Origin of the sequence: Trichococcus sp. ES5, from assembly GCF_900067165.1 — a bacterium.
Classification (GTDB): domain Bacteria; phylum Bacillota; class Bacilli; order Lactobacillales; family Aerococcaceae; genus Trichococcus; species Trichococcus flocculiformis.
On the sequence record NZ_FJND01000009.1, the window covers coordinates 45,127 to 58,288 of the forward strand.

Genomic DNA, 13,162 nt, shown 5'->3' on the forward strand with positions numbered 1-13,162 from the left:
AGAATGAGGACACAAAAAAGGGGTGAAATGATAGTGTGGAAAAATAGAATGTTGCCTGAAATATCCAGAATTGCTAAATTTAGAATACCGGTCGGAGAAGGCCTATTTTTGAGACAGTGCGCTTCTTGGCAAAACCTTTTCCATCTGCCTTCATCTTATCGCTACCCGACTGGAAGCATCCAAGGCTATATTACACGATTGAATTGGACCGATGAATTTATCATTCTTGAAAAAGAACATAATGAAGCATTCGAATATTTTATTATCGATAGAAGAATTGAATCTGTAAAAGGCCCTTTTTCGAAGGAAGGGTTCGAGAAGGCGTTAAAAGAGGAAGCGATCGAGTTGCCATTGATTGAATTATCGGAAATGGACTGGATCATCAACTTTTAGAAGTTACTAAAAGAATACATAGAGCCGTAAGGAAAACATGTCCCGCATGTTTCCCTTACGGCTTTTTGCTGTATATTTGCTCTTTACCCCGGATATCCCCGCTGATGGAACCTATTCGTTGTCACCGATTCTGACATCCGTCCTATTCCCTACTCGCTAATGTCAGATTTATTTTAATCATGTTGACCAAAAAAACACAACCGCATCCAACATCCCTGCAATTTGATGAGATTTAAGCTCAGAAATCTCATCATTTTCGCATCCAAGCGCTTGCAAACATTGATTTGTAAGCATTGTCACATTATATTACATGGTGTGTAAGCAGGATATAGCATCAATAAAATTATTTCTATACACTAAGACTATGCTAAAACAAAAGGAGGAATCATTTATGTTTTCATCAGTAGACACATTATGGACCTTGCTGGGAACGGTATTGGTATTCTTTATGCAAGCCGGTTTCGCGATGGTCGAGACGGGCTTCACTCGCGCTAAGAACGCAGCGAACATCATCATGAAAAATCTTATGGACTTTGTACTCGGATCATTGGGATTCTTCCTTATCGGCTACAGCATCATGTTCGGGGACGATATCGCCGGCATCATCGGAACTCCTGCTTTATTTATGGAAGGACTTGATTCCACCATTCCTGGAACTGTCCATTTCATGTTCCAAAACGTATTCGCGGCAACTGCAGCCACTATCGTATCCGGAGCTGTTGCGGAACGGACAAAATTCAGCTCTTATCTCGTGTACTCTTTCATCATTTCCTTGTTGATCTACCCTATCTCCGGACATTGGATCTGGGGCGGCGGTTGGCTGGCTCAAATGGGCTTCATTGACTTCGCTGGATCCACAGCCGTGCATATGGTAGGTGGCGTTGCTGCTCTTGTCGGGGCTGCCGTCGTCGGTCCGCGTATCGGAAAATATAAAGATGGAAAAGCGCAAGTCATTCCTGGCCACAATTTGACGATCGGTGCCCTTGGCGTCTTCATCCTCTGGTTCGCATGGTTCGGATTCAACGGAGCATCAACGGTTGCGGCAACTGGAGACGAAACCCTTGCCTTAATTGGTACGATCTTCTTGAATACAAACTTATCCGCAGTCACAGCGACTCTGGTCACCCTCTTATTCACTTGGGCGAAGTACGGCAAACCCGATGTTTCCATGACGCTGAACGGTTCATTGGCAGGTCTCGTAGCCATTACTGCAGGTTGTGCGGTCGTCTCTCCTTTCGGCGCCATCGCCATCGGATTCATCGCCGGCTTTGCCATTGTCCTTGCCGTTGAATTCGTCGATCAAAAATTGAAAATCGACGATCCCGTCGGTGCTTTCAGTGTCCACGGCGTGAACGGTGCCTTAGGAACAATCTTAGTCGGTGTTTTTGCAACAGATGGCGGATTATTGTACGGCGGTGGATTCAATATGCTGGGCATACAAACATTGGGTGTCGCTTCCGTGGCAGCCTACACAGCCGGTTCCATGTACGTAGTCTTCAAGGTCATCCAAAAAACAATGGGTCTCCGCGTTACTGCTGAAGAAGAAATCGTCGGTATGGATGTCGCTGAGCATGGCTTGACTTCAAGCTACCATGACTTTGTCGCAACGACTGCATTCGAAGATTATGTAACAGACAGCAGCAAACCTGCTGGAATCCCTGCTGTCCAAGAAGTGGACCTGACTAAAGTCGGAGCCTTCAAATTGGCTGATTCAGGCTACACGATGAATAAAGTGGAAATCATCGCCAATCCGGATAAACTGGAGCGTCTGAAAGCGGAATTGAACGCTATCGGTGTAACCGGCATGACGGTCACATCCGTGCATGGTTACGGGCTCCAAAAAGGCCAACAAACCTTCTATCGTGGTGCGAAGGCTGAGGGCAATCTTTTACCGAAAGTCCGCATCGAAACGATCATCAGCGAGGTGCCTGTCGAAGAAGTCATCCGTGCTGCCCGCCGCGCTTTATACACGGGTCATGTCGGTGACGGTAAAGTCTTCGTTTCCCCGGTTGCCGATGCCTTCCGCATCAGCAACAGCGATTCAGGCCCAGCTGCCCTAAAATATTATTAAACCGAATAACGAACACTAAATAAAGCCAAGGAGCCGTCTCACTGCGAGACGCACTCCTTGGCTTTATTTCTTTGCAGTAAACTGTTTCCAGGTTTTTTGTTTGCCTGCGCTTTGCTATAATAAGGACTATGATGGTGGCTCTCCACCAATCGATGAGGAGGAAAACATACATGTGGGTCATCAAACCTTTTGAAGAAATGACGGCGAGGGAATTGCATCTGATCTATAAAGAGCGGGTCGCTGTTTTCGTTGTGGAGCAGAATTGCCCTTATCAAGAGGTGGATGATACCGACCTCGTCAGCATCCACTTCTGGAAGCAGGCGGAAGATAGGCTGTTGGCCTATTCCCGGCTGATCCCGGAATTAGATAATGTGCGCATCGGACGCGTTCTTGTCCCGCAAGGCGAACGCACCCATGGCTATGGCCAGGAATTGATGCAGGTCGTGCTGGAGTATGCAAAGATGCATTTCCCCGGACTAGCGATCCACGCGCAAGCACAAGCCTACTTGCAGGATTTTTATGCCTCATTCGGATTCCGGCCCGTATCGGATATCTACCTGGAGGATGATATCCCGCATATCGACATGATCATCGATTCGCAGAACACTCAAACGGAAAGTAAAAACCAACAGGAGGAACATCGTGAATAAATATCTTACAGCCAGCATACTAGGCATCATCAGCATCGGAATCAACGTCTGGATCATGTACCAGACACGCTACGACAAAGGCCTGAACCCGATCACAAAGAAAAACCTGGAGAAATTGTCCTACGCCCTGATCGTCGCCGCAGTAATGTTCATGACATTCGGTTAATCCAAAATAAAAAAGCCCAGCGCGGGCTTTTTTATTTTGATTAATTCAGGACCATCTAAACGACCTATAACACTAAACCTGGATCCGCAAATCTTTTCTGCCGTAGATGAGATAGCTTAGACCCAATACCAGCAAGCTTCCAATGATGCAGATGACCATATACTCCCAGGAAATCCCCTCTTCCAGCAATGCCGCTGGATGTGCGTATTCGATCGGCGACAAAACATGCAGAAATTCATAGTCATCAACCATCTTCGAGACAAGGCCGATCATGTACGTGCCGAAAACCAGCAACAACGCGACTCCGCTTGTTGAACGGCTGCTCGCGATGAACGTTGAGAAAAGGAAGCCGATTGAATAAAAGAACAATAATACCAACGACTCCGCGCCAAAAATCAGCGTGGTATCTTTTATGATTTCCACAAAATCGGCTCCATCCTCCTTGATCAGATAGATGAACAGCAAAGCTGCTCCATACAAGACAATCCAAAAGATCATCAGCAGCACCAAATTGGCGATATACTTGCTCGTGACAATGGCTTTTCTGCTGATTGGCTGGGCATACAGATACTCAATCGTGCCGTTCGTCTCTTCCTTGATCAGCGCTTGGGCCCCTTTCATCGTTGCAAAAATGCAGGCCGCCAAAAAGAGGTACTGAAAAATATAGGCAAAAAATCCAGTGGCCTGCAGCAAGCTCGCGCCATTCGTGAGCGAGAAGGCTTCCAACATCTCCGGAGGCATCGCATCGAGCTTGGTCGTCAGGATGTCCTCCATTCCTTGATTCGACATGACGGGAAACATCGCCATCATCAAGCCCATGATCAGGACCATAAAGAAAAGCCACACGAACAAACCGTTGCGCTCCTGTTTCAACTCCAAACGGATGCTATTCATGGGATCCACCTCCACCATACAGAGTCATGAATTTTTCCTCCAGATTCTGATTGCGGATTTCGATATCCTCCAAATCCAGCGGCGCCATATCGGCCAGAATCTGCTTCACGTTATCTTTGTAGAGCAAGGAAACGACCCGATCCGTCTTGGAAAGGACGCGATACCCTTTGGATTCGAAATCCTCCGTTACGATGGCTGAGCCGGTCAGCGTCACCACTTTCCCTGGTTGATAACCGGAAGCCATATCTTCCACGGAAATGATTTTGCCTTCACGGATGAAGGCAGTCCGCGTACAGAATGCTTCCACTTCCGGAAGGTTATGCGTAGAAATGAAGACTGTCGCGCCTTCTTTGTTGTGGTAGTTCAGCTCCTCAAACAAACGATGCTGCATCAAAGGATCCAGTCCGTTTGTGGGCTCATCCAGTATCAAAAGTTCCGGATTGAAAATCAGACTGTTCACAATCGCGACTTTTTTCCGATTACCCAAGGAAAGGTCCTTCATTTTCTTTTTCGGCTCCAATGCGAAGCGTTCCACGTAATAAGCCATCATTTCCTTGATATTATGGATTTGGTGGAATTTCCCCGTCATCATCAAAATCTCTTCAATGGTAAGATTGCTGTAGTAGTGCACGTCACTCGGGACATATCCGATGATGCGCTTCAGGCTCTCGGAGTCTTTCTGGGCATCCAGTCCGAAAACTCGGGCACTTCCTTTGCTGGGCTTGATGAAATCAAGCAACAACTTGATGGTTGTCGACTTCCCTGCTCCGTTCGGCCCGATGAAACCAAACCGTTCGCCTTGTTCCACAGTGAGGTGAATATTGTCCAAAGCCACACTCTTACGGTATCGTTTGGTCAAACCTTCCATTTCGATTGCTTCCACTGTAACCCCTCCTCTAAAGAACTTTACATATATCCATTATACGTTTTCTCGGCTGAAGTTTACAGCAACAGCATGATTTTTCTTCCCTGAACGACACAAAAGGCCGAGACAAATTGGTCTCGGCCTTTTGGGGAAGTGCGTGATTTCTAACACTCTTGGTAAACGCGTTCTGAATCCCGCAAATCATCGCACTCTCTTAGTACATATTCAGGTATTGTTCTCTTTCCCACTCTGTTACTTGTTGGATGTAAGACATTACTTCGATTTCTTTTGATTCGATGAAGTTGTTGCTGATATGGTCACCTAATGCTTCAACCAACAATTGGTCTTTAGAGAACTCTCCAAGAGCTTCTTGCAATGTTGTAGGCAAGTCCAAAATTCCGTTTTCGTAACGGTCTTCAGCTGACATTTGGTAGATATTGCGGTCGATTGGAGCTGGAGCTTCCAATTTGTTCTTCACGCCGTCAAGACCTGCAGCCAATAATGCAGCTAAAGCCAAGTATGGGTTAGCAGCTGGGTCAACGCTACGCAATTCAACACGAGTGGACATGCCGCGTGATTCTGGGATACGGATCAGCGGTGAACGGTTTCTTCCGCTCCATGCGATGTATACAGGCGCTTCATAACCAGGAACCAAACGTTTGTATGAGTTAACGATTGGGTTGCAGACAGCAGTAAAGCCGCGAGCATGTTTGATCAGACCAGCGATGAATTGGTAAGCTGTTTCGCTTAATTGACGATCATCGTTTTTGTCGTAGAAAGCATTGCCGTTTTCGTTGAATAAAGACATGTTGAAGTGCATTCCGGATCCGTTGATTCCGAATACTGGTTTAGGCATGAACGTTGCATGCAAGCCATGTTTGCGGGCTACAGTCTTAACAATCAGTTTGAACGTTTGGATGTTGTCGCAAGCTTCAACAGCATTTGCGTATTTCCAGTCGATTTCGTGTTGTCCTGGTGCAACTTCGTGGTGGCTTGCTTCGATTTCGAAACCTAAAGCTTCTAATTCCAAAACAATGTCACGACGGCAGTTTTCGCCTAAGTCAGTAGGAGCCAAGTCGAAGTATCCGCCTTGATCGTTCAATTTCAATGTAGGTTGACCTTTTTCATCCAATTTGAACAGGAAGAATTCAGGTTCAGGTCCTAAATTAAATTCTGTGAAGCCTAACTCTTCCATTTCAGCAAGTGCGCGTTTCAAGTTGCTGCGTGGGTCCCCAGCAAATGGTTGGCCGTTCGGTTGATAGATATCACAAATCAGACGTGCAACTTTGCCTTGTTCAGTGCCCCAAGGGAATACTAACCATGTATCCAAATCTGGGTACAAGTACATATCACTTTCTTCAATACGTACAAAACCTTCGATGGAAGAACCGTCGAACATCATTTTGTTGTCTAATACTTTTTCTAACTGGCTGATAGGAACTTCCACGTTTTTGATTGTTCCTAAAATGTCAGTGAACATTAAGCGTAGGTAACGGACGTTATCATTCTTTGCTGATGCGATGATTTCTTCTCTAGTAAATTTTGGCATTTGTATTCCCTCTCTTTGACTGTGCTTTGTTTGTTTTTTTTATAATCTTCCCCAAGGTTTGTTTGAATCCCCAGGGTTAAATCCACTTGCGTTGAGTATCTCTTTGTAGAGGATGCGACGGACGTCTTCATCAGTCAAGTTTTTGTGCTTGTTTTCAAGCTCCTCTTCTTGCTGCTTCTTTAGTCTTTCGGTACTGTACATCCGCTTGATTGCAGTGATGTTCAATCCTTCAGCCAAATAGTCTTTGACTTCCAGCAGACGATCGACGTCGTTCAATGAAAACATCCGGCGATTAGTATCTGTGCGCTTAGGATGAACGAGTTCTTGCTCTTCGTAATAGCGGATCTGTCTAGCTGTCAGATCCGTCAGTTGCATGACGGTTCCGATGGTAAAAACAGCCATCGAACGTCGTAGCTCTTTTTCTTTCATACCAACCCCTCCATCGAAGCTTCTGAGTTGAGCGAAACACAGATGTATCCTTTTTCTTCAGGAGTTAGTGCCTGTTGAGAAAAAGATAGTTCTTTTCAGCAATTAATCGTATTTACTAGCAATTAATTGAGTCATTTAATACAACAAGAATACTCCTAATTCTCATTCAAGTCAACGCTACCTTTACATCCTATGTCACATTTTCTAACATATACGTAAAACCTTGTCAGAATAACATTTGAAAGGCATTTCATCTCCCCCTCACACGCCAATTCCCTCGCATGGGATAAAAAAAAGAGCCCTTTAATGAAAAAAATATTAAAAAAAAATGTGAGTAACGAAACGGCTGCGACGATAAGCACCTGCAGAGGGTTTGGATTGCCGCAATTATCAGCGCCTTCAATTAGATGAACATACCTGCCCTCTCCAGTACCGCCGCAATATCCAAAAGCCACTCCTCTTTCCCTTTAGGAGCAGTGAACTGCACCCCCAAAGGCAAGCCGGAATCTGTTCGGTATACCGGCAGACTGATGGCAGGCTGCCCGGTCAAATTTGCTTGCTGCGTGAATGGGGTCACGCCCAAACTCTCTTCAAACATAGTCCAGACAACTTCTTTCCGGTCCGCTGCCGACAACAGATCCGCTCTGCGCATCCGCTCCTTCAGTTCCTCGCTTTGGAAAGCATGATCAATGCGGGGAGCACCTGCTGCTGTAGTCGGCTGCAGCAGCAAGTCATAGCTTTCATGAAACTGATCCATTGTGGCCGCAGCCTGGTCCCATAGGCCCAATGCCAAGGAGTAGTCGCCACCGGAGATTGTTTGGCCGTATTGATAGAGAGACCAGGAAACCAACTCCATGTCATCGGCCGTCAAAGGCCGCCCCAGTTTCGCGGCAAACCCTCGCAGCATCGCATCCGTTTCGGCTCCATTCATTGCATAGTAGGCCTCCATCAAAAGGATCCCGTCGATATCAGGTTTTTTTTCTTCCACTTCGTACCCCAACTCTTCCAATACTGTCACTGTCTGGAGTACAGCCTGCTTCGCGTCCGCACTGACGACAGATTTCACCGGTGATTCGAGTGAATAGGCAATCCGGAACTTGCGATGTTTTCCCGATTGCTGTTCCTGGAAATGGCTGCCTGGAAACAAAGGCGTTTGGAACGGCGCTGCCGCCTGGATTGTCTGCAGAGCATCGAGCATCATCGCTGTATCCCTTACCGTCTTCGTCAATGCGAAGCTGATCGATGCGCCTTGCCAGCCGCGATATGCTCCTGGCCCCACCGGTGTCCGCCCTCTTGTCGGTTTCAGCCCCACCAAACCTGTGAAAGAGGCCGGAATCCGGATCGAACCGCCACCGTCACTGGCGGTGGCGATGGCAACCATATCTGATGCCACGGCAGCTGCCGCACCGCCGCTGGAACCTCCCGGAGAATGGTCCCGATTAAAGGGGTTTCTGGTTGGTCCATGGATGACGGCATCGGTAATGTTCTTGAATCCGAATTCAGGCGTACTCGTCTGGCCGATGACGATGAATCCGGCCTTTTCAATTGCCTCGATAAAATGACTGGTGCGGGGAGCGACATAATTCCTCAGCAGCTGCGAGCCTGATGTTGACGGCTCCCCGGCCAAGTCCTGACCCAAATCTTTGATCAAGATCGGCACACCACCGAATAAAGTGTTCCCAAAGTCCCTTGTTCTGGCTTCATGCAGCGCTTTTTCCCTGCGCGTATGCACGACGGCATTGTAGCGGGGATTCTCTCTATCTATCTTTTTGAAGGCATCCACAATCAATTCTTCAGGGGATACCTTTTTTGTCCTTAAAAGTTCGGTGTAGTACAGAGCATCTTTCTGGCGATCCATAAAAAAGCCTCCTTATCATTTTCGCATTTCCTTCCATTGTAGGTGGCACGCCAGAAAAAGGCAATGTTTTGCCTGGGCCAGTGCCTTGTTGTACCGGTTTCTGTCCCTATTCAACGGGAGGTAGACAGTATTTCCATTCATTTTGGATGACAACCAAACTGAAATATAGTAGAATCCTTCTATTGTCTCAATTTCAGAAAATGCAAAAGAACACCCGGATGAATTCAAAGGAAATGGAGTAGGACACGATGAAAGAAAGATATAAGGACTTAAAATTGGCGGAACAGGGCGCACGGCTCAGCATGGTTGCGTATGTTACCCTCTCTTTCGCAAAACTCTTCATCGGGAATGCCTTCGGATCAGCTGCGCTGAGTGCCGATGGATTGAATAATTTTACTGATGTCATTTCCACGGTCGCTATCATGATTGGCCTGCGTATCGCTCGTCGACCAGCTGATGAGGAACATCCTTATGGTCATTGGAAGGCAGAGACGATCGCAAGTCTCGCCACTTCCTTGCTTATGCTTCTGGTCGGCCTACAGGTTCTGTTCTCAAGCTTTTCAAAACTGACCAGTGGAGAGTTTACTACTCCCGATGTGCTGTCGGGTATCACTGCCTTGATCGCAGGGGTTATCATGATTGGAGTCTACATATTCAATAACCGGCTCGCGAACCGCATCAACAGTCTGGGCTTGGCCGCTTCCGCGAAAGATAACCTGAGTGATGCCCTTACCAGCTTTGCAACGGCCATCGCTATTTTTGGCTCCATTTTCGGGCTGTACTGGTTGGACGGTGTCATGGCAGTCTTCGTAGGCATCGTCATCATCAAGACTGCAATCGATATTTTCCGCGAAAGTGCCTTCTCCCTTTCCGACGGTTTCGAAACAAATCATTTGGCTGAATACCGACAGGCTATCCTCGACATTCCTGATGTCCAACAAGTGACGTCCATCGCCGCACGCAGCTATGGTGCAAATGTCTATGTTGATGTGACCATTCTGCTGGATGCGGAGCTGACAGTGTTGCGCAGCCACGAAATCACGGAAGCAGTCGAAGATTGCTTGCGCACGGTATTCAATGTTTTTGAAACAGATGTCCATGTAGAACCACTGACGCACTGATGTTATAAGTTTGATAGGCTTGCCATCATTTTGATGGTATAATAGCAGACGGATTTATACAGATTATTTTGGCGGACACAGCTGCCATCCAGATCTGTCCGTCTTTTTTTTTGGGAAAAAATACATCTATTGGGAGTGACTTATGAAAGAAGAGAAACATTACGGCTTATTTACTGCAGTATCCATGATTGTCGGCATCTGCGTCGGATCAGGAATCTTTTTCAAAGCTGATGACATTTTGGGAGCGACCGGTGGGAACGTAGCATTAGGGATTTTGGTTTTCTGTATCGGTGCATTCAGCATCATTTTCGGGAGCATCACCTTGACGCAACTGGCTAACCGGACCGAAAAAAACGGCGGCGTCGTCGCTTATTTCGAGGAGTTCATCTCCGACAAAGCAGCAAGCGCGTTCGGCTGGTTCCAATTGTTCGTTTACCTGCCAACGATCACCGTCGTCGTGAGCTGGGTATCCGGCATCTACACCTGCATGCTGTTGGGTCTGCCGAACACATTGGAAACACAAACACTGATCGGAACAGGCTATATGGCGTTCTTCTTCTTGTTGAACTATTTCTCGCTCAGATTGGGTGGCTACTTCCAGAATCTCGCCACCATCATGAAACTGATTCCGCTGATCGCCATCGCCTTTGTAGGTATTTTCTGGAAAGAGCCTGCTCCGATCGTTCCTCCTGAATTGGCTGTTCCGATCACGAATGTCGGTTGGGGTTGGCTTGCTGCATTGGCACCTATGGCCTTCTCCTACGACGGCTGGACTATCGCGACAAACATCACGCATGAAGTGAAAAATGCCAAACGGACGATGCCAATGGCTTTGACCATCGGACCCTTGCTGGTTTTGGCCATCTACTTGACCTACTTCAGCGGACTGGTATCCATCGCCGGCCCCGAGTACATCTTGGCGATGGGGGATGAAGCCACTACAACAGTGGGCATTTCCTTGTTGGGCGAACGCGGCGGCAGCATCATTCTTTCGTTTGTATTGATCGCGATCTTGGGTGTAACGAATGGCGTAATCATGGGTATCCTGCGTTTGCCGCAGGCGCTCGCTGAGAAAAATATGTTGCCCAACAGCGCGAAGGTGAAACAGATTGATCCAAAAAGTCAACTGTCCCCGGTTGCTGCACAGATTGCTTTTGCAATTGCTTTTGTGTGGATGGTGTTGCACTATCTGACCCAAAAATCCGGTATTATGGGGGGCGGAGATGTCAGCGAAATCGCGATTGTCTTCAGTTATCTGACCTATGTCATCCTTTATCTGAAAGTCATCAGCATGAAAAAAGAAGGGGTCATCACCAGTCCTTTCTTCGGTTGGATCATGCCGGTATTCGCGATCATGGGCTCCGCCATCATTCTGATCGGCGGCATCGTGTCCAATCCGACTTATGTGCCGGTTTTCATCCTGTTCTGCTTCGTGGTTTGCTTCATCGGATATAAATACTACGAGAAAAAAATTACGGTATAACATTAATGAAGGGCTGCTCATGCCGGGCAGCCCTTCTTCGTTTTTTTATGTCTGGACAGTATCCGTTCCTGGTTGCCGCCAAAGGAGTGTGCCGGAATCGAACACCCAGCTCCGGCCAAGGTGCCGCTCCCCGGAGAAGAGAGACAATCCCCACGATGTCCTCCTGCGAAGCCTTGCTCGCAGGAGGATGCAGACTAAATGTTGGCCGAACTCCGGGGAAACCTCCCCTCACCGGAGCTCACGCTCACGTCCTTCGGTCGCACTCAAAAAAAATGGAGCCGTCCCGCGAAGGGACAACTCCATTTTTTTGACTGACATTTAGTTTTTGAATGAGTGGATCGGTGCAGGGCTACGTCCACCGCGGTTGATGAAGTCAGCCGAACTTTCTTCATGGACAGGTTGTACGGGAGCGCGTCCGAGCAAACCACCGAATTCAACAAAATCACCCACACCACAGCCGATTGCCGGAATCACGCGGACAGCTGTGGTTTTGTTGTTTTGGACCCCGATGGCCGCTTCATCCGCGATCATCGCCGCGATCGTTGTCGCCGGCGTATTGCCAGGGATTGCGATCATATCCAACCCAACCGAACAGATAGCCGTCATCGCCAACAACATATCCAACGAGATTTGGTTGGCAGCAGCCGCTTCGATCATGCGATGATCCTCAGATACTGGGATGAACGAGCCGGATAAGCCACCAACGTGACTGCAAGCCATTACGCCGCCTTTTTTGACTGCGTCATTCAGTACAGCCAAAGCAGCAACCGTTCCATGGGTACCGACTACGCCCAACCCAAACTCTTCAAGGATTTCCCCTACCGAGTCGCCGACTGCAGGAGTCGGGGCCAAAGCCAAGTCGACGATACCGAATGGCACGCCCAATTTTTGCGATGCGATATTCCCGACCAATTGCCCCATTCGGGTGATTTGGAACGCCGCTTTTTTGATTGTGTCGGCAACGATATCCATCGGTTCGCCTTTCACTTTTTCCAAAGCACGTTTGACGACACCAGGTCCGGAAATGCCGACATGAATTTCGCAATCCGCTTCTTCGATACCATGGTAAGCGCCGGCCATGAATGGATTATCACTTACGGAGTTTGCAAAAACAACCAGTTTTGCGCAACCGAAGCCGTTTCTGTCCGCTGTTTTTTCCGCTGTAGCAAGAACGATTTCGCCCATCAATTTGACAGCATCCATGTTGATGCCCGCTTTAGTGGATCCGATGTTCACGCTGCTGCAGACCTTGTCCGTCACTGCTAAAGCTTCCGGAATCGAGTCGATCAATATCTTGTCGCCTTTGTTGTAGCCTTTTTCAACTAGAGCCGAAAAGCCGCCGATGAAGTCGACGCCGACTTCCTTCGCCGCCGCATCCAAGGTTTTTGCGTAGGCTACATAGTCCGTGTCATCGCTTGCGCCGGCAATCAAGGCAATCGGCGTGACCGAAATCCGTTTGTTCGTGATCGGAACGCCGTACGTATCTTCGATTTCCTGTGCTACGCTGACCAAGTTCTTCGCTTTAGTGGTGATTTTTTTGTATATTCTTTCACGAGCTTTTTCACCATCGCTGTCGATGCAGTCCAATAAAGAGATCCCCATGGTGATGGTACGGATATCCAGATTGTCCTCTTCGAACATGCGGATGGTGTCCAAGATATTGTCAGTTCTTAACATTCAAAT

The 13,162-nt window shown here is 47.8% G+C and carries 12 protein-coding genes; 6 read left to right on the top strand and 6 right to left on the bottom strand.

The window, feature by feature from the left end:
• Positions 1–108 precede the first annotated feature (108 nt).
• From TES5_RS08525 to TES5_RS15195, 4 genes are all read left to right on the top strand, one after another.
• Positions 109–393 carry a hypothetical protein gene (locus tag TES5_RS08525; RefSeq protein ID WP_068561444.1) on the top strand — a complete coding sequence of 95 codons (285 nt, stop codon included), beginning with the start codon at positions 109–111 and terminating at the stop codon, positions 391–393.
• Between the two features lie 391 nt (positions 394–784).
• Positions 785–2,464, top strand: coding sequence for an ammonium transporter (locus tag TES5_RS08530; protein ID WP_068561445.1), 1,680 nt, complete (start codon positions 785–787; stop codon positions 2,462–2,464).
• A gap of 170 nt (positions 2,465–2,634) precedes the next feature.
• Entirely contained in the window at positions 2,635–3,114 is a 480-nt protein-coding gene (locus TES5_RS08535; protein ID WP_068561446.1) for a GNAT family N-acetyltransferase, read from the top strand.
• Positions 3,107–3,280 (top strand): hypothetical protein, encoded by a 174-nt coding sequence (locus TES5_RS15195; protein WP_157080403.1) that lies wholly within the window; start codon positions 3,107–3,109, stop codon positions 3,278–3,280. Before TES5_RS08535 ends, TES5_RS15195 begins: the two co-directional genes overlap by 8 nt.
• 72 nt (positions 3,281–3,352) lie before the next feature.
• Here the strand turns inward: TES5_RS15195 and TES5_RS08540 are convergent, their stop codons facing one another.
• The 5 genes from TES5_RS08540 to TES5_RS08560 form a co-directional block, all read right to left on the bottom strand.
• Complete coding sequence (locus TES5_RS08540) at positions 3,353–4,174, bottom strand: ABC transporter permease subunit (protein WP_068561447.1); 822 nt, start codon at positions 4,172–4,174, stop codon at positions 3,353–3,355.
• Positions 4,167–5,057, bottom strand: coding sequence for an ABC transporter ATP-binding protein (locus TES5_RS08545; protein ID WP_068561448.1), 891 nt, complete (start codon positions 5,055–5,057; stop codon positions 4,167–4,169). The genes TES5_RS08540 and TES5_RS08545 overlap by 8 nt, the downstream gene beginning before the upstream one ends.
• 196 nt (positions 5,058–5,253) lie before the next feature.
• The gene (gene glnA / locus TES5_RS08550; RefSeq protein ID WP_068561449.1) at positions 5,254–6,588 is read right to left on the bottom strand and encodes a type I glutamate--ammonia ligase; all 1,335 of its coding nucleotides are present in this window, start codon (positions 6,586–6,588) and stop codon (positions 5,254–5,256) included.
• Between the two features lie 39 nt (positions 6,589–6,627).
• Complete coding sequence (locus TES5_RS08555; RefSeq protein ID WP_068561450.1) at positions 6,628–7,017, bottom strand: MerR family transcriptional regulator; 390 nt, start codon at positions 7,015–7,017, stop codon at positions 6,628–6,630.
• A 403-nt stretch (positions 7,018–7,420) separates the two neighbouring features.
• The gene (locus tag TES5_RS08560; RefSeq protein ID WP_068561451.1) at positions 7,421–8,875 is read right to left on the bottom strand and encodes an amidase; all 1,455 of its coding nucleotides are present in this window, start codon (positions 8,873–8,875) and stop codon (positions 7,421–7,423) included.
• Between the two features lie 248 nt (positions 8,876–9,123).
• Here TES5_RS08560 and TES5_RS08565 point away from each other — a divergent pair, with 248 nt between their 5' ends.
• Together TES5_RS08565 and TES5_RS08570 are read left to right on the top strand one after the other, a co-directional pair.
• Positions 9,124–9,996: a cation diffusion facilitator family transporter gene (locus TES5_RS08565; protein ID WP_068561452.1), complete on the top strand. Its 873-nt coding sequence runs from the start codon at positions 9,124–9,126 to the stop codon at positions 9,994–9,996.
• Between the two features lie 142 nt (positions 9,997–10,138).
• Positions 10,139–11,479 carry an APC family permease gene (locus TES5_RS08570; protein WP_068561453.1) on the top strand — a complete coding sequence of 447 codons (1,341 nt, stop codon included), beginning with the start codon at positions 10,139–10,141 and terminating at the stop codon, positions 11,477–11,479.
• Positions 11,480–11,797: 318 nt separating this feature from the next.
• On the opposite strand, the gene TES5_RS08575 is transcribed toward TES5_RS08570, so the two are convergent.
• On the bottom strand, positions 11,798–13,156 hold the full coding sequence (locus tag TES5_RS08575; RefSeq protein ID WP_068561454.1) for a PFL family protein: 1,359 nt from the start codon (positions 13,154–13,156) through the stop codon (positions 11,798–11,800).
• Between the last annotated feature and the right edge of the window lie 6 nt (positions 13,157–13,162).

What these genes read in the sequence shown, in the direction of transcription:
- TES5_RS08530 (WP_068561445.1), top strand. Translation starts at nt 785, where the DNA reads ATGTTTTCATCAGTAGACACATTATGGACCTTGCTGGGAACGGTATTG.
- TES5_RS08535 (WP_068561446.1), top strand. Translation starts at nt 2,635, where the DNA reads ATGTGGGTCATCAAACCTTTTGAAGAAATGACGGCGAGGGAATTGCAT.
- TES5_RS08540 (WP_068561447.1), bottom strand. Translation starts at nt 4,174, where the DNA reads ATGAATAGCATCCGTTTGGAGTTGAAACAGGAGCGCAACGGTTTGTTC.
- glnA (WP_068561449.1), bottom strand. Translation starts at nt 6,588, where the DNA reads ATGCCAAAATTTACTAGAGAAGAAATCATCGCATCAGCAAAGAATGAT.
- TES5_RS08555 (WP_068561450.1), bottom strand. Translation starts at nt 7,017, where the DNA reads ATGAAAGAAAAAGAGCTACGACGTTCGATGGCTGTTTTTACCATCGGA.
- TES5_RS08560 (WP_068561451.1), bottom strand. Translation starts at nt 8,875, where the DNA reads ATGGATCGCCAGAAAGATGCTCTGTACTACACCGAACTTTTAAGGACA.
- TES5_RS08565 (WP_068561452.1), top strand. Translation starts at nt 9,124, where the DNA reads ATGAAAGAAAGATATAAGGACTTAAAATTGGCGGAACAGGGCGCACGG.
- TES5_RS08570 (WP_068561453.1), top strand. Translation starts at nt 10,139, where the DNA reads ATGAAAGAAGAGAAACATTACGGCTTATTTACTGCAGTATCCATGATT.
- TES5_RS08575 (WP_068561454.1), bottom strand. Translation starts at nt 13,156, where the DNA reads ATGTTAAGAACTGACAATATCTTGGACACCATCCGCATGTTCGAAGAG.